Consider the following 18,305-nt stretch of genomic DNA (forward strand, 5'->3'; position numbering starts at 1 on the left):
TTTAAATCCTTTAATCAATCGATGATGATAATTCGTTACAGGAACGGTGACCAGGAAGGTGATTTCACCTCCCCCTGCCCCGCGGGCAATCTTGCCTTAAAGCGTCCATCCGTAGACACGGCAGCGAGCACCTGCCGGCCCTGATGCGTGGTGCCATAAATGACCATGGTGCCATTGGGCGCCACGCTGGGAGATTCGTCCAAACGGGTCGTGGTCAGCACCTGCATAAACCGGGTTTCCAGATCCATGCGAGCGATATTGAACTTGCCGTTGGTACGGTTTACAAAAATCAGGGTGCGGCCGTCCGGGGTAATGGAGCCACCGAGGTTCCACTCACCATCAAAGGTCAGACGGGTCAACTTGCCGGAGTCCAGCTCCACCTTATACAGCTGAGGTCTGCCGCCACGCTCAGAGGTGATAAGCAGCGACTTGCCATCGGGGAACCAGCTTGGCTCTGTGTCGATAGCATAGTGGTTGGTTATCCGGCGGGTGGTCTTGGTGGCGATGTCGATGGTATAGATTTCGCTCTGACCGTCTTTAGACAGCGTCACCGCCAAGGTTTTGCCATCGGGCGAAAAACTTGGCGCACCATTAATTCCGGGAAAGCTGGAGACCTTGGTACGGGCCTGAGTAAAGATGTCCTGTACAAAGATTTCGGCCTTGCGGTTTTCAAAGCTGACATAAGCCAGGCGGCGACCATCCGGCGACCAGGCAGGCGACATCAGCGGCTCAGGGGAGCGCAGCAACATGTGCTCGTTGTAGCCGTCATAATCGGCAATCATCAAACGGTATGGGGCTTTCTCGGCATGATTTACCACCACGTAAGCGATACGGGTCAAAAAAGCGCCGCGAATACCGGTGAGTTTTTCGTAGACCACATCGCTGATGCGATGACCATACTGGCGGAACTGGGCCGCGGTAATCACCGTCTGGCGGCTATCCAACAGCAGGTCCTGCTTGTTCAGCGGCGCCTGACCGGCCAATTGCGCTTTCAGCAAATCAATCAAATCAAAGGTCACCAGATACTGATCCGGGCCATAAGGCTTGATGGCGCCAACCACGGCCGCTTCGGCGTTAATACCGGTCCATTTTTGCGGTGCAAATTCAGCGAGGGTAGAAATACCGCTTTGCGGCAATCCCAACGCATCCAAAGGTTTAAAAGTACCACTGCGGGTGAGATCCGATGCCACAACATCTGAAATCTGTGATGGAACCGGGCCAGTTCCCTGCCAAACAAAGGGCACCACTGCAATGGGTCGGGCAGCATCAACACCTTCGGTGATAACGATGTCCAAAGCGGCCTTCACGGGCAAAGACAGAGCGGCAATTATCAGCAGCGCCCACTTTCCGATGATCTTCATGAAACTCCTTTAGATTTCCGGTTGCACGGTCAAATTGATTTCTTTCATCAGCTGGTACACCTCAGGCTCAGGTGATACCGGCAGACGTCCGGCCTTGGTAATGGCCGCTTTGGCGGCGCGGCACACCACGCCGTCCCCTTCCCGCGCTTCGGCGGTGGTCACAAAACCATCGCTGGCGAGACGGATAAACATTTTGCAGCTTTTGCCGCGCATCGACTCATCCACCACCAGGTTGCGCTGAATGGTAGCCTTGATCATGGCGGTATATCTGTCGCGCTCAGATACAAGTTGACGATTGCGCGCCGCATTAATGGTGGCCTGCTCAGCGGCCATCATATCGGCCAACTCCTGCTCACGGCGCGCAGCTTCTTCTGCGGCCTTGCGCTTACGTTCTGCTTCCGCCTTACGCTTAGCCTCTTCCTCAGCTTTGCGCTTACGCTCTTCCTCGGCCTTGCGTTTACGCTCTTCCTCGGCTTTCTTGGCGGCAGCCTCTTCAGCCTTACGCTTATCCTCTGCCTTCTTGGCCGCTTCTTCTGCTGCCTTGCGCTCAGACTCTTTACGCACTCGCTCTTTTTCAGCCTTGTCAGCAGCTTGTTTGGCCTGCTCTTCCTTGCGCTTCGCTTCATCGATGGCCTTTTGGGTCTCGATTTCTTTTTGCTTACGCTCGATTTCGAGCTGTTTCAACTTGGCCTGCTCCTGCTCACGGGCCTTACGGGCTTCGTCGGCCTTGCGTTCGAGCTCTTCCTGACGCAGCTGTTCGCGGCGCTCGGCGTCACGCTTCTCTTGTTTAATTTTCTCAGCCGCTGCCGCCACCTTTTGCTGGTCTATCAGTACAGCCTGCACAGGCGCGGCAGCTGCGGGTTCCGGGGTCTCGAGCTTTTTGGTAAAAAAGTCCAGCGCGCCCAGCGCCAACACCAGAATAATACCCAGGTGTATGGCCAGGGAAATGGCCACAGGCAAGGTCAAACTTGAATTGGATTTCTTCGCGGACACCCTGTTACTTCTCCTGTGGCGAGTCCGTCATCAGCCCCACCGAGGGCACTCCGGCTTTTTGCAGCGTGATCATCAACTGAATAACGTCCTCATAGGGAATAGTGCGATCGGCTTTCACCACCACGGGGCGCTCAGGCTCCAGCATTATCATGGCCGCAACCTGAGTTGCAACATCATCGAGGGTCAGCACGTCTTTGGCGCTGCTGCCACTGCCAATATCCAGATAGTAATCCCCATTGGCATCAATGGAGGCCACTACCGGTGGCTTACTGTCTGTGGACAGGGCTTCAGCCTCACCTGTGGGCAAGTCGACCTTGACGCCCTGAGTCACAATGGGCGCAGTCGCCATAAAGATGATAAGCAGCACCAGCATCACGTCGATATAAGGGACGACGTTGATTTCAGCCACGGGGCGGCGGCGCTTGCGCTGATAACCGTGCATCAGGCTGACTCCTTCTCGGCATACGCCTGACGGTGCAGGATGCTGGAGAACTCTTCCATAAAGTTCACATAGGTGCCTTCCAGCTTCTCCACCTCGGTGGAATAGCGGTTATAGAAGATCACCGCAGGAATCGCAGCAGCCAGACCCATGGCCGTGGCAATCAGCGCTTCGGCAATGGCGGGCGCCACAATACCCAGGGTGGGGTTTTGCACAGCACCCAGGGCGATAAAGGCATTCATAATCCCCCATACGGTACCAAAGAGGCCGATGTAAGGGCTGGTTGAACCTATGGTGGCCAGCAGCGGCAGATTGGTTTCGAGCTTTTCCAGCTCACGGGACAGGGTCACACGCATAGCACGGTAAGTACCGTCCATCACCGCGCCGGGGACCCGGGCCGACAAGCGTGCCAGGCGGGAATACTCTTTAAAGCCAGTCACAAACATGGCTTCGAGGCCTGCATTGGCGTCGCCGCGGGCAGACAGTTCTTGATATAGGCGATTCAAATCCACCCCAGACCAGAATTTGTCTTCAAATTTGGCAGAGCGCGACTTGGCGGCCTTGATGAGGTTGCGGCGCTGAATGATCACCGCCCAGGACAGGACCGACAGACCAACCAGCACAAGCATCACCAGCTTGACCAGCAAGCTTGCCTGTAAAAAGAGTCCCAAAAACGAAATATCAGCGTGCACCTTGTGTTAACTCCTGCGCTATATGGGGTGGAATGGCATGGGGCCGCATCTTCGACAATGCCACGCAGGCAACCACTATGTGTCCCTCGCAGTAACAGGTGCCGGCCTCATCCAGAAGTCGTTGTTCGAAAACCATGGAGGCTTTCTTCATCTCTATGACAGTGGAATGCACAAAAAGATTCTGCTCAAATCGCGCCGCTTTACGAAACTCAATCTCGGCCCGCTTCACCACAAAGGCGATATCGCCAGCCAGCAGCTCGGTTTGGCTGATGCCAAGGGCGCGCAGCCATTCGCTTCTTGCCCGCTCGAAAAAGTTGAGATAATTGGAGTGATATACTACCCCACCGGCATCGGTATCTTCGTAGTAGACGGAAATAGGCCAGATAAACATGGCAAATGCGCACAAATCCTGTTGTTAAAGTGAGGCCTACTATACCTAGCCTGCTCGGGATTGTGAATGGCCGCTCCCCCGCCAACTGTAAAGAAAAATAAATGATAAAAGGGGCCAAAGCCCCTTGTATCAACGCATTTTTTGTGCGTTTTGCGTTCAGAGTTCAGTTGGCAGGGTTAAACCGAAGTTTTGCCACAAAAACGCATAGATGTCGGCAAACTCGGCAATCTGCATCGCCGTGGGTTTACCGGCACCATGGCCAGCCTTTGATTCAATTCGCATAATCACAGGCGCTTGTCCCTGCTGTTTGGCCTGCAGCATGGCACCAAACTTGAAGCTATGCAGCGGTACTACGCGATCGTCATGGTCGGCTGTCATCACCATGGTGGCAGGATAGGTCTGCGCTTTCACATTGTGATAAGGCGAATACGCCAGCAGGTATGGAAAATCTTCGGCATTGTCCGCACTGCCATATTCTGCCGTCCAGGCCCAACCTATGGTGAACTTTTGGAAGCGCAGCATATCCAGTACACCCACTGCAGGCAGGATGGCGGCAAACAAATCGGGTCTCTGGGTTACGGCTGCGCCCATCAAGAGGCCACCATTACTGCGACCATAGGCGCCAAGCTTGCTGCTGTTGGTGTAATTTTCGCTGATGAGATATTCGGCAGCAGCAAAATAGTCGTCAAACACGTTTTGCTTTTTACCGAACATACCGGCCTTGTGCCACTCTTCACCGTATTCGCTGCCACCACGCAGGGCCGGCACCGCATAAATGCCGCCCATGTCCAGCCAGGCTATGGTGGCCGGGCTGAAGCGTGGGGTCATGGAGATGGAGAAACCGCCGTAGGCATATAGCAGCGTTGGATTTTTACCGTCTTTCTTCAGGCCCTTCTTATAACTGACCAGCATGGGGATGCGGGTACCGTCTTTGCTGGTGTAGAACACCTGCTCAGACACATAGTCATCCGGATTGAAGGATACCTTGGGCGCACTGAACACCTCATTGGTGCCCTTATTCAGATCGTACTTGTAGATGGTCTGAGGCTGTACATAGCTGTTGAAGATGTAATAAAAGTAAGGCTTGCTGGCCTTGCCGTAGGGACCGGCAATCTTGCCCTTACCCGGCAGCGGCACATCTTCACGCTTTACGCCATCCATGTTGTAAATGGACAATTGACCCAACACATCGTGCAGGTAACTCACCACCAGGTGTTCGCTGATGATACTGACTTCAGCGATGGGGTCCTGAGATTCTGGTACCAGGGTACGCCAATTGTCTTTGGCGGGATTGCGGGTATCTACGGCGATGATGCGACCTCTTGGTGCGTCCAAATCGGTCTTAAAGTAGAACACCGGACCTTCATTGCCGAGGAACTGGTATTCAGCTTCCAGTTCGCTCATCAACTCAACTACTTTAAGACTTTTATCTTTCAGTGGTTTATAGAAAAAGCGATTGCGGCTGTCTGTACCGACTGACACGCTGATCAGCAAGAAGTTACCATCATCGGACACCGTGGACGAAAAGCCCCACTCTGGTTGATCAGGGCGCTCGTATACCAGGGTATCCTTGGCCTGCTCGTCGCCAATACGATGGAAATACACCTTCTGGTTGTAGTTCACATCGACCAGGATATCGCCGCCAGCCGGCGCATCGTAACGAGAGTAGTACACGCCACTGTTGTCATGGGCCCATTCGGCACGGGAAAATTTGATCCAGTTCAGGCTGTCGGCCAACTTGCGACCGGTGGCCACATCGATAAAGGCCCACTCCTGCCAGTCGGAGCCTGACTTGGAGACGCCGTAAGCCAGCGTTTTGCCATCACCGCTTACGGAGACGCCGGACAGGGCCACAGTGCCATCGGCTGAAAGCGTATTGGGGTCAAGCAACACCCGCTCATCACCTCCCTTTTCACTCACATAAAGTACGTTTTGTGATTGAAGGCCATTGTTTCTGAATATAAAGCGATTTTCACCGTGCTCAAAAGGTGCACCAACTTTCTCAAAGTTCCACAGCTCGGTAATGCGGTCAACCACCACTTGTTTATTGGGGATGGCGGCAAGGTATTCTTCACCAAAAGCCTGTTGCCGTTTGACCCAATCCTCAGTCTCAGGGCTGCTTTCTTCGAGCCAGCGATAAGGGTCTTGCACTTCAACGCCGTGGATTTGTTCGCTTATGGCAACCGTTTGGCTGGCAGGATAAGCGATAGCCGCCACGGGGGCGTCTACGGTCGCGTCTTTGGTGTGACAGCCTGATAATCCCAGGGCAAAGCCCAGGGTCAGCAGGCTTAGAGTGCTGATTCTGCTTGTCATTGTTGTCTTCCTTTGCAGTAGAGAGGTGCATTGCCGCTGCTCACTATACCCCCAAAAATGGAGGTGGCAATGGCGGGTAAACATGGTGGCGAAACTTTCGCCAAAGCCCGGCGTTAAAAGAGTGATAACATCTTATGGCGATGCCATACGCTTTTTTATGCTTGATATCTGCTTAATTACTCGAAATATCTGGATTCAGGCCGTTAACGTGCGCAAGATCACACAATAATCCATTAGTTAAACTAATCTCAAATTCCAATTTTTCTCGTTTGTTGTTCTTATCATACCTGACTACAATGGCCACGTTTTCCGGAAGTGTCTGCTTGGCAGATTGTGAAAACAAAGAACATTTTATCGCTGTGTCTGACACATCGATATCATCCCTGGTTCTTATGCTTGACTTCCTTCCTTCAATTTGTTGATTGCAATGCTTATTCTTTTGCGGCCCACTTGAAATCAAGTGGGCTTTTTTTTACATCCCGATTTGCATCCCTGCCCAACAAAAAAGACCGCGTCGGCGGCCTTTTATATGAAGAAAATTTAATCCTCAAATAGCTTTGGTTATCTGGATAACCACCCGGCGGTTTCGCTGGCGCTCGTCGGCCCCCTGATTGGATGCCACGTGACGCGTTTCCCCATGACCTTCTGTCTGGATTCGGTCAGCGGGGATGCCTTTACTGACAAAAAAGTCCTTCACTGAATCAGCGCGCTTGTCAGACACCTTTTGATTCAGGTTACGGCCGCCATGGCTGTCGGTATAGGCATTGATAAGGATAAGCTCAACATCGGGATCCAGGCTCAGGTATTCCTGCACCCGTGCCAGCTGCGCCTTGGAAAAGCGGGTCAGTTCAGTTCCGCCCGACTCATAATTGAGCACCGTAAAGGCAATATCATCGAAACTGTATGGCAGCAGGCCTGAAAGACACTGACGGAATTCTGTGTACTTGCGGCGGAAATTGGCGGCCGACAGACCCACGGCAACCTTATTGTTGCTGTTGTACCAGTCGGCATAATAGAAAGTAGGCTCACGTCCCCGCTCAAGCTCGGTCAGCATGGACCAGGCGGCCTTTTTGGGTACTTCCCCGTTAAAGTCTCTCATATATGAGAGCCTGGTAATGGTGGACTGAACTTCGCCGGGGCGCCAGGAGGGCGCTTTACTCACCAGAGTTGCCGCCGTCGCTGCATCAGGCTTTGACCACATATCCAGGGTAAACAGTAGATTCTGATCTTTCCCCGCAGCACTGGAAAACACCGCCTTGCCGTAAGCCGGAATATCATGCTCCAAACTGCAGCGAATACGGGAGTTCTCAGCCAGGCGCCACTGGGAGTCGGCAATGCTGGCCACGTAGTGACGCATGTCGGCCGCCGCGCCCAGGGGCAGCAGCAGTGCAGATAGAATAAAGCAGTTACGCCACATAGGAATTCTCACAATTCAATGCTTACTCTGGAACTATCGACCAATATTCCCGGTTCTTTAGCGCAGATTTTGCGCAATCAAACATGACAGCCAAGGCGCCTTTTAGCATAATAGCGCCCTTTGCAACGACCAGAGAATTCAGGATGTCTGACGCCTTCAACCCCAACAAGCTCAAGTACCGGTTCCGTGGCTATTATCCTGTGGTAATCGATGTAGAAACCGCCGGCTTCAATGCCCAGACCGATGCCTTGCTGGAAATAGCCGTCACCCTGCTGACTATGGACGATAACGGCATGCTGGCGCTGGATAAAACACTGCATTTTCATATTGAGCCCTTTGAAGGTGCCAATCTCGAACCTGCTGCGCTGGCCTTTAACGGCATAGACCCAAGTAATCCCCTGCGTGGGGCCGTCAGTGAAAAAGAGGCGATGCTGGAAATATTCAAGGCGGTGCGCAAAGGCATGAAAGCCGCTGATTGCCACAGGGCCGTGATAGTGGCCCACAATGCCGCCTTCGACCATGGCTTTGTGACCAAGGCGATTGACCGCAGTGGCGTAAAACGCTCGCCATTCCATCCCTTTGCCACTTTTGATACTGCCTGTTTGTCTGGTCTGGCCCTGGGGCATACAGTGCTGGCGCAGGCCTGTAAAATCGCCGGTATTCCCTTCGACAATAAAGAAGCCCACAGCGCCCTCTACGATACCGAGCGTACCGCCGAGCTCTTCTGTTATATCGTCAACCGCTGGAAGTCCCTCGGTGGCTGGCCATTACTGGGCGCCGAGGCTCTGGATGACGCCGAGAATACGGCTGCGGATAAGGAGATCGATGATGAGGATACCCTGGGTAGCACTGGCGAATAAGCGACTCTTCCCCTCCATGTGCTGATAGCGCCGCATAAATCAAAAGCGCCTAAGCGAATCACTGAAATAAAAAAGCCGCCCGAGGGCGGCTTTTTATGCGATTCAATCTCATCCGGATATTGGATTACAGATCGTCAGCGTTCTCGCTCAGGTAAGCAGCAACACCGTCTGGGCTGGCGCTCATGCCTTTTTTACCTTTTTCCCAACCGGCTGGGCACACTTCACCGTGCTCTTCGTGGAATTGCAGCGCGTCAATCATACGCAGCATTTCATCAACGTTACGGCCCAGTGGCAGGTCGTTCACTACCTGGTGGCGTACCATACCTTCCTTGTCAATCAGGAAAGAACCACGGAAAGCCACACCGGCTTCTGGGTGCTCTACGTCGTAAGCCTGGCAGATTTCGTGCTTAACATCAGCCACCAGAGTGTACTTAACTGGGCCGATACCACCCTTGTCTACTGGGGTGTTACGCCAGGCGTTGTGGCTGAACTGAGAGTCGATGGACACACCGATCACTTCAACACCACGCTTGGTGAACTCTTCCATGCGGTGATCGAACGCGATCAGCTCAGATGGGCACACGAAAGTGAAGTCCAGTGGGTAGAAGAAAACCACGGCTGCTTTGCCCTTGATGGCTGCAGTCAGGTTGAAGTTGTCAACGATTTCGCCTGAACCCAGAACGGCAGCAGCAGTAAAATCGGGGGCCTTACGACCTACTAATACGCTCATTGGTAACCTCCATCTATGGATTGAGCTAGGGATAATACGAACTTTCCTGTTAGATATTCAGCATTATAAGAGGTGCCATGAGCCTGACAACCCAATTTGGAGGAATATCACACAATTGCTCCATTCACCGGTCTGTCAGAGCAATTTATCGCCGTAAAGCCCCCTGCAATTTCGGGGCTTTTCAAGTGGCGAGACGGCACTGGATCACAATTGGTAAATTTGTACGCGAATTCGTGCCCATTGCTGGACAAGCAAGGGAAACACTGTCAAAAATAGCCCTTTTGATTGAAGACAGACTTATCCATGATGAATTCCGTGGTTATTGCCGTGTGCCTGATGCTTGCATTAAGCCTTGCACGGGTAAATGTGGTTATTGCGCTGACCATCAGTGCACTGGTCGCCGGGCTTTGGGGCGGTATGGGGCTGACGGCCACCATTGATGTCTTTAATACCGGGCTTGGCGGTGGTGCCCAGATAGCACTGAGCTATGCACTCCTTGGAGCCTTTGCCGTGGCCCTGTCACATTCGGGGCTGACCACGGTGATTTCCCGCGCGGTGATTAAAAAGCTCGGCCGGGAAAACGATGCCAAAGCCCTGGGTACTGTGCGTATGTTGCTCTTGGTTTCACTGCTTGCCATGGCCATGGCGTCCCAGAACATTCTGCCTATCCATATCGCCTTTATCCCGATTCTGGTGCCGCCGCTGCTGCACCTGATGTCCAAGCTCAAGCTTGACCGCCGTCTGGTGGCCTGTGTGCTCACCTTTGGTTTGGTGACCACCTATATGGTGCTGCCTGTGGGCTTTGGCGGTATCTTCCTGAACGATATTTTGCTGGCCAACCTCACCGGCAATGGTCTTGAGGCCAGTCGCGAGCAAGTGCCCGGTGCCATGCTTATTCCGGCACTTGGGATGATCCTTGGCCTGCTTATCGCTGTGTTCATCAGTTACCGTAAACCCAGAAACTATGTGGAAGAGAAAATTCTCGCCGCCGAGCCCGAAGAGCGCATCCAGGGGCGCAGCCTGATTATCGCCGCGGTTGCCATTGTGGCGACTCTGGTGGTGCAACTTCAGACCGACTCCATGATTTTTGGTGCCCTGATTGGTTTTATGGTGTTCAGTCTCTCGGGCGCGATTAAGCATGTGGCCGATCAGGATATCTTCACCCAGGGCGTGCGCATGATGGCCAATATCGGTTTTATCATGATTGCCGCCGCTGGCTTTGCCGCTGTGGTCAAGGCCACAGGCGATGTGGGTAATCTGGTGTCGTCCTTAGGCGAACTGATTGGTGATAATAAGGCGCTGGCGGCGTTCCTGATGCTGCTGGTAGGCTTGCTTATCACCATGGGAATTGGCTCCTCCTTTTCTACTATCCCCATTATCGCCACCATCTATGTGCCATTGGCGCTGTCGTTTGGTTTCTCGGTACCGGCCACCATTGCCCTGGTCGGCACCGCAGCGGCGCTGGGTGATGCAGGTTCACCTGCGTCTGACTCTACCCTGGGCCCTACTGCAGGACTTAACGCCGATGGACAGCACGACCATATGCGTGACAGCGTGATCCCAACCTTCATCCACTACAACATTCCGTTGTTGGTGTTTGGCTGGATTGCGGCCATGGTGCTATAAGCGGACAGATAGCCTAAAAGAAGTACTGCTGGATACAAAAAAAGCGCCCTAGGGCGCTTTTTCATTTAAGGCGGCTGTTTACAACAGCTTATTTGGTGCCAAAAATCTTGTCACCGGCATCACCGAGGCCCGGTAAAATGTAGCCATTTTCATTCAGGCAGCGGTCGATAGACGCGGTGTAGAGCTCGATATCCGGGTGGGCTTTTTCCAGTGCAGCCAAGCCTTCGGGGGCAGCAACCAGTACCAGTGCCTTGATTTGCTTACATCCGCGCTGCTTGAGCAGGTCGATGGTAGAAATCATGGAGCCGCCTGTGGCCAGCATGGGGTCAACCACCAGCGCAATGCGCTCATCCACCTGGCTGCACAGCTTTTCGAAATACGGTACTGGCTCAAGGGTTTCTTCGTCGCGGTAGATACCTACCACAGAAATACGGGCGCTTGGGATATGCTCCAGGACGCCGTCCATCATGCCAAGACCGGCGCGAAGGATAGGCACTACTGTCACTTTTTTGCCCTTGATTTGCTCAACCTGCACCGGACCATTCCAGCCTTCAATGGTCACGGTTTCGGTTTCTAAATCGGCAGTGGCTTCGTAGGTGAGCAAACTGCCCACTTCGGCAGCCAGTTCACGGAAACGCTTGGTGCTGATATCCGCTTCTCTCATCAGGCCAATTTTATGGCGAACCAGGGGATGTTTTACTTCGACGACTTTCATGTCTACTCCTGCGACTTTTGGCGTTTTTCAGGCAAATTTCTGGAATTTTAGATGATTTGTTCTCTCGATAAAACATAAAGTTTTGTTCAAACACCGAATCGTGAAGCCTGTCGCGACTTATCCCGCCAAAAGCACATTTGATAGTCAAAACTACCCTTTCGACACCCCTCACAAACTGCTAGAATACGGCCCCAATAAAAACCACTCGATGTACCCTACTAGAGGATCCTCCGTGAGCACTCCTACCCCACTGAGCTATAAAGACGCCGGTGTCGATATCGATGCAGGCAACGCACTGGTGCAAAACATCAAGTCTGCCGTTAAGCGCACCCGCCGCCCTGAAGTGATGGGCAACCTGGGTGGTTTTGGTGCCCTGTGTGAACTGCCGACCAAATACAAGCACCCAGTGCTGGTATCCGGTACCGACGGCGTGGGAACCAAGCTGCGTCTGGCCATTGACTTCAAGAGCCACGACACCGTGGGTATTGATCTGGTCGCCATGTGTGTGAACGACCTGATTGTGCAGGGCGCTGAGCCACTGTTCTTCCTCGACTACTATGCCACCGGCAAGCTGGACGTAGAGACAGCCACCTCTGTAGTAAATGGTATTGGTGAAGGCTGTTTCCAGTCAGGTTGCGCCCTGATTGGTGGTGAAACCGCCGAAATGCCCGGCATGTACGAAGGCGAAGACTACGACCTGGCCGGTTTCTGCGTAGGTGTGGTTGAAAAGGCCGACATCATCGACGGCACCAAGGTAAAAGCCGGTGATGCGCTGATTGCACTCGCCTCAAGTGGTCCTCACTCAAACGGTTATTCTCTTATCCGTAAGGTACTGGAAGTGAGCAAGGCCGATCCTCAAATGGATCTGAACGGCAAGCCGCTCATCAAGCACCTGCTGGAACCCACCAAGATTTATGTCAAATCACTGCTGAAGCTGATTGCCGAAAGCGACGTACACGCCATGGCGCACATCACCGGCGGTGGTTTCTGGGAAAACATCCCACGCGTACTGCCTGACAACTGCAAAGCCGTGGTTCAGGGCGATTCCTGGCAGTGGCCTGTGGTATTCGACTGGCTGCAAACTGCCGGCAATATCGAAACCTACGAAATGTACCGCACCTTTAACTGCGGCGTGGGCATGATTGTTGCCCTGCCCGCCGACAAGGTTGACGCGGCCCTTGAACTCCTTAAGGCCGAAGGTGAAAACGCCTGGCACATCGGCCATATCGCCGCGCGTAATGGCGATGAAGAGCAGGTGGAGATCCTCTGATGAGTTGTCGCGTCGTTGTCCTTATCTCCGGCAGTGGCAGTAATCTGCAGGCCATTATCGACCAGTGTCAGGGCCGTAGCGGCGTTGAACTGGTTGGCGTTATCAGCAATAAGCCTGATGCCTATGGTCTGGTCCGTGCCCACCATGCCGAGATAAACACCAGCTGCGTTATCGCCAAAAAAGGTGAAAAACGCGCTGACTATGACGCGCGCCTCACGGCGGCCATTGAAGCTTATCAGCCAGATCTGATTGTGTTGGCAGGCTTTATGCGCATTCTCAGCGAAGGCTTTGTCAGCCGCTATCTGGGTAAAATGCTGAATATCCATCCGTCACTGCTGCCCAAGTACACCGGGCTGGATACCCACCAGCGCGCCATCGATGCCGGTGATACTGAGCATGGTGCCAGTGTGCATTTTGTCACCCCCGAGCTGGATGCCGGTCCTGTTATCCTGCAGGCCAAGGTACCCATCTATGAGGGTGACGACGCTCAAGCGCTTGCCGAACGGGTACATGAGCAGGAACATGCCATCTACCCTCTGGTCGTCAAATGGTATGCCGCAGGCCGCTTGAAAATGGACGCCAATGGCGCCTATCTCGATGGCAGCCTGATTGGTCCAGGCGGCTACGCGCCGGACTGAGCAGACTGAAGCGAGCAGCACACTCTCTTGCTGCTTAATGAAAAAAGAGGCCCTGGTGGCCTCTTTTTTTATCCGGCAATCTATTCTCCCGCGACCTGACGCTCGGGTCACAGCGGACTCACCTCCTTTCAGTTAAATCCTGACAACCGCCGCTAACTCGCTCTGTTATCGTTGAATTTGCCGCCGATTTGGCTTTAGATAATGAGGCCGTCCATTCTTTTCGCCAGCGACGGAACCTTGAACAGGATTTTTCAATGAAAAACATCATCTGTGATATCGACGGAGTACTGCTGCACGACAACAAACTGGTGCCCGGCAGCGACAAATTTATTCATCGGGTGCTGGAACAAGGCAACCCCTTGGTTATCCTGACTAATTACCCGGTACAAACCGGCAAAGATCTGCAAAACCGCCTCGATGCCGCGGGCATTAACGTCCCCGAGGAATGTTTTTACACCGCCGCCATGGCCACCGCCGACTTTTTGAAACATCAGGAAGGCAGCAAAGCCTTTGTGATTGGCGAAGGCGCTCTCACCCACGAACTCTACAAGGCCGGTTTTACCATCACCGACATCAACCCCGACTTTGTGATTGTGGGTGAAACCCGCTCTTACAACTGGGATATGATCCATAAAGCGGCACGGTTTGTAGCCGATGGCGCCCGCTTTATTGCCACCAATCCAGATACCCATGGCCCGGCATTTTCACCGGCTTGTGGCGCCCTGTGCGCGCCCATTGAGCGGATCACCGGCCGCAAACCCTTTTACGTGGGTAAACCCAGCAGCTGGATAGTGCGTTCGGCCTTAAACCACATCAACGGCCACTCGGAAAACACGGTTATCATTGGCGATAATATGCGCACCGACATTCTGGCCGGTTTCCAGGCGGGCCTTGAGACCATACTGGTACTCACTGGCGTGAGCCGTCTTGAGGACATAGAGAAAGAGCCGTTCAGGCCCAATCATGTGTTTAATTGTGCCGGTGACATCGATATTTTCTGATCCGCACCAACGCCTGCACGATATCACTTTCCCAAATGTGTGAACGTGCGTGTCAGCCCAAGTGCATTCACCCAGGGTATGTTCACAAATTGACACATAAAAATGGCCGTTTGCCTTGTCATAGGTAAGCGGCCTTTGTCATTATGGGCGCCGCAAATCAAATGCAAAACACAATAACAACAGAATACCAACAAGGTACCCTATGAAATCACTGCTCCCATTGGGACTTGTGCTGCTGACCGCCTGCAGCCAGGGCGGTCAGACTGCCGCCACGGCGCCATCGCCGGATTTTAATGAGGCGCGTTTCAGGAACGACATCAAAATCCTGTCTTCTGACGCCTTTGAAGGCCGCGCCCCCACCACTGCCGGTGAAAAGCTCACCCTCGACTACCTCTCCACTGCGTTTAAAGCCGCCGGACTCAAAGGCACCAACAATGGCAGTTTTTTACAAAGCGTGCCCATGGTGACCTACAACGCCTCAGAAAATCAGGCAATTCGCCTCGGCAATCTTCATCCTGCATACCGAAAAGACATTGTGCTTGGCAGTCGCCACAACAACCAGGGCGTAGAGATAAGCAACGCGCCGTTGGTGTTTGTAGGCTATGGCATTAAGGCCCCAGAATATGACTGGGACGATTACGCTGGCCTTGATATGCAGGGCAAGATTGCGGTTATCCTGGTCAACGATCCGGGATTTGCTGCGCCGGAATCCGGCAAGTTCAAGGGCAAGGCCATGACCTACTATGGCCGCTGGAGTTACAAGTTTGAAGAAGCCAGTCGTCAGGGAGCACTTGGCGCCATCATCATTCATGACACAGCGCCCGCATCCTACCCCTGGTCTGTCATAGAAAACAGCTGGACCGGACCACAGCAAGACCTGGCCGATGCCAGTCAAACCGACAGCAGAGTTCAGGTGGAAGGCTGGATGACCCTGGATACCGCCAAGGCACTCTTTGACGAGGCGGGCCTGTCTTTGGATACGCTGAGCCAGGAGGCCGCCCTGACACCGGGAAATCACGACCTGAAGCAAAGCGCCGACATTGCCTTTACCAACAGCGCAACCTTTACCGACAGTTATAATCTTGTGGCAACTCTGCCCGGTACCGACAGAGCCGATGAACATATCCTCTTTACCGCCCACTGGGACCATATCGGCAAGGATGACAGCCGCGACGGCGATAAAATCTACAATGGTGCCCTCGACAACGCCTCTGGTGTCGCCGGTATTGTCGAGATTGCCAGGCAATTTGCTGCGCTGGATGCCATGGGGTTTAAGAACCGTCGCTCCATCACCTTTATTGCTACCACGGGTGAAGAGCAGGGTTTGCTTGGGTCGAGATACTATGCCGCCAATCCACTGTTTCCCATCGACAAGACCATTGCCGTGCTGAACCTCGATTCGACCAATGTGTTCGGCCGAACCAAGGACTTTACCATTGTGGGCAAGGGGCAATCCCAGCTGGAAGACTATCTTGTCGCGGCGGCCAAAGCCCAGGGACGGGAAGCAGTGGCTGAAAAGAATCCCGCCTCCGGCGGCTTCTTTCGCTCTGATCACTTCAGCTTTGCCAAGCTGGGGGTTTCTGCGGCCTTCGCCGGTGGCGGCAGCATTCCCCTGGACGATGCCACCGCTACTTATAAGGCTGAGATGCAACAGAAAATGAAAGGTTGCTATCACAACGTGTGTGATGAATATCGTGCCGATTGGGATTTATCCGGCGCCCTTCAGGATCTTGCCCTCTATTACGATGTCGCCAGAACCCTGGCCAACAATGAGCACAGACCCGGCTATTATCAAAAAAGTGAGTTTTACCCGTTAAGACCCGCGAATTAAATCTTCACCACAGGGCACCTCAAAGGTGCCCTGTGTGTTTTCTGCGCAATCAAACCGCTGCCCATCCACACGCTTAAAATGACACTGCATTACGAATACACCAAGGCACCGGCCCTCTTACACAGTGCAATTTAACTATCGACAATGAAACCAAACTAATTTTGATGAAAATTTATTTAACAACATCACAGCGCAAGATCATTACCACAAAATAAGCCGAAAAAATCACATTTCATCATTTTTATTGTTTGCTTATTGCAGAATTCACTGGCAAAGTGACAAAACATTGATGCCTATGAAGTGACGTGCGGAGTTTGTTATGTGTTCGATATTTGCCATTCTCGATATCCAGTCTGATGCCAGCGCCATGCGCCAGGTTGCCCTGGAAATGTCCAAATTATTGCGTCACCGCGGCCCCGACTGGTCAGGTATTTACGCCGACGACCACGCTGTGCTGGCCCACGAGCGCCTTGCAATTGTTGACATAGAGCACGGTGCCCAGCCGCTTATCAGTGACGATGGCAGCCTGGTACTGGCAGTGAATGGGGAAATCTACAACCACAAAGAACTCAAGGCAGAGCTTGGCGACAAGTACAGTTACCAGACCAACAGCGACTGCGAAGTGATCCTGGCACTGTACCAGGAATACGGCAGCGACTTTCTCGACAAGCTCAACGGCATCTTCGCATTTGTACTGTACGACAAAGCCAAGGGCACGTATCTGATTGGCCGCGACCATATTGGCATCATTCCACTCTACACCGGCCGTGACGCCAAGGGTAACTTCTATGTGGCGTCCGAAATGAAGGCATTGGTGCCGGTTTGTAAAACCGTCGAAACCTTTGCCCCCGGTCATTATCTGTCAAGCACCGACGCGCAGCCCGTTCGTTACTACCAGCGCGACTGGCAAGCTTTTGACGCTGTGGTCGACAACGAGGCCAGCGTGGAAGAACTGCGCGGTGCACTCGAAGCCGCCGTGAAGCGCCAGTTGATGTCAGATGTGCCCTATGGTGTGTTGCTGTCCGGCGGTTTGGACTCATCCATCGTGTCGGCCATCACCCAAACCTTTGCCAAGCGTCGTATTGAAGACAACGATGAAAGTGAAGCCTGGTGGCCCCAGCTGCACTCCTTTGCCGTGGGTCTCAAAGGCTCGCCCGACTTGGCCGCATCACGCAAGGTAGCCGATGCCATTGGCACCATACACCATGAAATCCACTTTACCTTCCAGGAAGGGCTGGATGCCATCAAGGACGTGATTTATCACCTGGAGACCTATGATGTCACCACCATACGCGCGGCCACACCTATGTACCTGATGGCCCGTAAAATCAAGGCTATGGGTATCAAGATGGTCCTGTCTGGCGAAGGCGCTGATGAGCTGTTTGGCGGTTACCTGTATTTCCATAAGGCGCCTAACCCTCAGGCGTTCCACGAAGAGCTGGTGCGTAAACTCGACAAGCTGCACCTGTTCGATTGCCTGCGCGCCAACAAGGCCATGGCAGCCTGGGGCCTGGAAGCGCGTGTGCCTTTCCTCGATAAAGAATTTATGGATGTGGCGATGCGCTTAAACCCGGCCGCCAAGATGTCCGGTAAGGGCAAAATCGAGAAGCACATTCTGCGGGAAGCCTTCGAACACAAGTTACCGGCCGAAATCGCCTGGCGTCAGAAAGAACAGTTCAGCGATGGCGTAGGTTACAGCTGGATTGATGGTCTCAAGGAGCAAGCCGCGGCTCAGGTGGACGATTTGCAGCTGGCCAATGCCCGTTTCCGCTTCCCGCACAACACGCCGGAAACCAAGGAGGCCTATTTCTACCGCTGCTTCTTTGAAGAGTTGTTCCCGCTGGAGTCTGCGGCCCTTACCGTACCGGGTGGCAAGAGTGTGGCCTGCTCGACGCCTGAGGCGCTTGCCTGGGATGCCAGCCTGCAGGGTATTATCGACCCCTCCGGCCGAGCAGTGCGGGAAGTACACGCCCAAAGCTACTGAAGCCGCTACCCCATGGTTCGCTTTTCCGCGAGAGCGGATAAAAA

At 53.5% G+C, this 18,305-nt stretch carries 16 protein-coding genes; 7 read left to right on the forward strand and 9 right to left on the reverse strand.

Annotated elements, in window-relative coordinates; translation table 11 throughout:
- Window positions 1-35: 35 nt before the first annotated feature.
- The 7 genes from tolB to SAMA_RS10940 all read right to left on the reverse strand — a co-directional run bounded on the left by tolB (window position 36) and on the right by SAMA_RS10940 (window position 7,606).
- Window positions 36-1,361, reverse strand: a complete 1,326-nt coding sequence (gene tolB / locus SAMA_RS10910) for a Tol-Pal system beta propeller repeat protein TolB (RefSeq protein WP_011760199.1) — start codon at window positions 1,359-1,361, stop codon at window positions 36-38.
- Window positions 1,362-1,370: 9 nt separating this feature from the next.
- A complete protein-coding gene (gene tolA, locus SAMA_RS10915) occupies window positions 1,371-2,354 on the reverse strand; it encodes a cell envelope integrity protein TolA (protein ID WP_011760200.1) in 984 nt (327 codons plus the stop codon).
- A 4-nt stretch (window positions 2,355-2,358) separates the two neighbouring features.
- Entirely contained in the window at window positions 2,359-2,799 is a 441-nt protein-coding gene (gene tolR, locus SAMA_RS10920) for a protein TolR (RefSeq protein ID WP_086015250.1), read from the reverse strand.
- A complete protein-coding gene (gene tolQ / locus SAMA_RS10925) occupies window positions 2,796-3,485 on the reverse strand; it encodes a protein TolQ (RefSeq protein ID WP_011760202.1) in 690 nt (229 codons plus the stop codon). Before tolQ ends, tolR begins: the two co-directional genes overlap by 4 nt.
- Window positions 3,475-3,876: a tol-pal system-associated acyl-CoA thioesterase gene (gene ybgC / locus SAMA_RS10930; RefSeq protein WP_011760203.1), complete on the reverse strand. Its 402-nt coding sequence runs from the start codon at window positions 3,874-3,876 to the stop codon at window positions 3,475-3,477. The genes tolQ and ybgC overlap by 11 nt, the downstream gene beginning before the upstream one ends.
- 156 nt (window positions 3,877-4,032) lie before the next feature.
- Window positions 4,033-6,189: a prolyl oligopeptidase family serine peptidase gene (locus SAMA_RS10935; protein ID WP_011760204.1), complete on the reverse strand. Its 2,157-nt coding sequence runs from the start codon at window positions 6,187-6,189 to the stop codon at window positions 4,033-4,035.
- Window positions 6,190-6,736: 547 nt separating this feature from the next.
- Window positions 6,737-7,606 (reverse strand): flagellar protein MotY, encoded by an 870-nt coding sequence (locus SAMA_RS10940; protein ID WP_011760205.1) that lies wholly within the window; start codon window positions 7,604-7,606, stop codon window positions 6,737-6,739.
- 143 nt (window positions 7,607-7,749) lie between these two features.
- Here SAMA_RS10940 and rnt point away from each other — a divergent pair, with 143 nt between their 5' ends.
- Window positions 7,750-8,466 carry a ribonuclease T gene (rnt, locus tag SAMA_RS10945; protein WP_041409823.1) on the forward strand — a complete coding sequence of 239 codons (717 nt, stop codon included), beginning with the start codon at window positions 7,750-7,752 and terminating at the stop codon, window positions 8,464-8,466.
- Window positions 8,467-8,590: 124 nt separating this feature from the next.
- On the opposite strand, the gene SAMA_RS10950 is transcribed toward rnt, so the two are convergent.
- Window positions 8,591-9,196, reverse strand: a complete 606-nt coding sequence (locus tag SAMA_RS10950) for a peroxiredoxin C (RefSeq protein WP_011760207.1) — start codon at window positions 9,194-9,196, stop codon at window positions 8,591-8,593.
- A gap of 306 nt (window positions 9,197-9,502) precedes the next feature.
- On the opposite strand from SAMA_RS10950, the gene SAMA_RS10955 reads away from it, so the two are divergent.
- Complete coding sequence (locus SAMA_RS10955) at window positions 9,503-10,822, forward strand: Na+/H+ antiporter family protein (protein ID WP_041410359.1); 1,320 nt, start codon at window positions 9,503-9,505, stop codon at window positions 10,820-10,822.
- An 88-nt stretch (window positions 10,823-10,910) separates the two neighbouring features.
- On the opposite strand, the gene upp is transcribed toward SAMA_RS10955, so the two are convergent.
- Window positions 10,911-11,537: a uracil phosphoribosyltransferase gene (gene upp / locus SAMA_RS10960; RefSeq protein ID WP_011760209.1), complete on the reverse strand. Its 627-nt coding sequence runs from the start codon at window positions 11,535-11,537 to the stop codon at window positions 10,911-10,913.
- 232 nt (window positions 11,538-11,769) lie between these two features.
- Between upp and purM the strand changes: the two genes are divergently transcribed.
- The 5 genes from purM (at window position 11,770) to asnB (ending at window position 18,261) form a co-directional block, all read left to right on the forward strand.
- Window positions 11,770-12,807, forward strand: a complete 1,038-nt coding sequence (gene purM / locus SAMA_RS10965) for a phosphoribosylformylglycinamidine cyclo-ligase (protein ID WP_011760210.1) — start codon at window positions 11,770-11,772, stop codon at window positions 12,805-12,807.
- Window positions 12,807-13,445 (forward strand): phosphoribosylglycinamide formyltransferase, encoded by a 639-nt coding sequence (purN, locus tag SAMA_RS10970; protein ID WP_011760211.1) that lies wholly within the window; start codon window positions 12,807-12,809, stop codon window positions 13,443-13,445. Before purM ends, purN begins: the two co-directional genes overlap by 1 nt.
- Window positions 13,446-13,699: 254 nt before the next feature.
- Window positions 13,700-14,446: an HAD-IIA family hydrolase gene (locus SAMA_RS10975; protein ID WP_011760212.1), complete on the forward strand. Its 747-nt coding sequence runs from the start codon at window positions 13,700-13,702 to the stop codon at window positions 14,444-14,446.
- 202 nt (window positions 14,447-14,648) lie between these two features.
- Window positions 14,649-16,277: a M28 family metallopeptidase gene (locus tag SAMA_RS10980; protein WP_011760213.1), complete on the forward strand. Its 1,629-nt coding sequence runs from the start codon at window positions 14,649-14,651 to the stop codon at window positions 16,275-16,277.
- Window positions 16,278-16,596: 319 nt separating this feature from the next.
- On the forward strand, window positions 16,597-18,261 hold the full coding sequence (gene asnB / locus SAMA_RS10985; RefSeq protein ID WP_011760214.1) for an asparagine synthase B: 1,665 nt from the start codon (window positions 16,597-16,599) through the stop codon (window positions 18,259-18,261).
- The last annotated feature ends 44 nt before the right edge of the window (window positions 18,262-18,305 follow it).

It is taken from the genome of Shewanella amazonensis SB2B, assembly GCF_000015245.1.
Lineage (GTDB): Bacteria > Pseudomonadota > Gammaproteobacteria > Enterobacterales > Shewanellaceae > Shewanella > Shewanella amazonensis.

Bases quoted from the DNA above. Each gene is read 5' to 3' on its own strand.
- SAMA_RS10955 (WP_041410359.1), top strand. From the start codon at position 9,503: ATGAATTCCGTGGTTATTGCCGTGTGCCTGATGCTTGCATTAAGCCTT.
- ybgC (WP_011760203.1), bottom strand. From the start codon at position 3,876: ATGTTTATCTGGCCTATTTCCGTCTACTACGAAGATACCGATGCCGGT.
- tolB (WP_011760199.1), bottom strand. From the start codon at position 1,361: ATGAAGATCATCGGAAAGTGGGCGCTGCTGATAATTGCCGCTCTGTCT.
- SAMA_RS10940 (WP_011760205.1), bottom strand. From the start codon at position 7,606: ATGTGGCGTAACTGCTTTATTCTATCTGCACTGCTGCTGCCCCTGGGC.
- purN (WP_011760211.1), top strand. From the start codon at position 12,807: ATGAGTTGTCGCGTCGTTGTCCTTATCTCCGGCAGTGGCAGTAATCTG.
- SAMA_RS10935 (WP_011760204.1), bottom strand. From the start codon at position 6,189: ATGACAAGCAGAATCAGCACTCTAAGCCTGCTGACCCTGGGCTTTGCC.
- SAMA_RS10975 (WP_011760212.1), top strand. From the start codon at position 13,700: ATGAAAAACATCATCTGTGATATCGACGGAGTACTGCTGCACGACAAC.
- SAMA_RS10980 (WP_011760213.1), top strand. From the start codon at position 14,649: ATGAAATCACTGCTCCCATTGGGACTTGTGCTGCTGACCGCCTGCAGC.
- asnB (WP_011760214.1), top strand. From the start codon at position 16,597: ATGTGTTCGATATTTGCCATTCTCGATATCCAGTCTGATGCCAGCGCC.
- upp (WP_011760209.1), bottom strand. From the start codon at position 11,537: ATGAAAGTCGTCGAAGTAAAACATCCCCTGGTTCGCCATAAAATTGGC.
- SAMA_RS10950 (WP_011760207.1), bottom strand. From the start codon at position 9,196: ATGAGCGTATTAGTAGGTCGTAAGGCCCCCGATTTTACTGCTGCTGCC.
- rnt (WP_041409823.1), top strand. From the start codon at position 7,750: ATGTCTGACGCCTTCAACCCCAACAAGCTCAAGTACCGGTTCCGTGGC.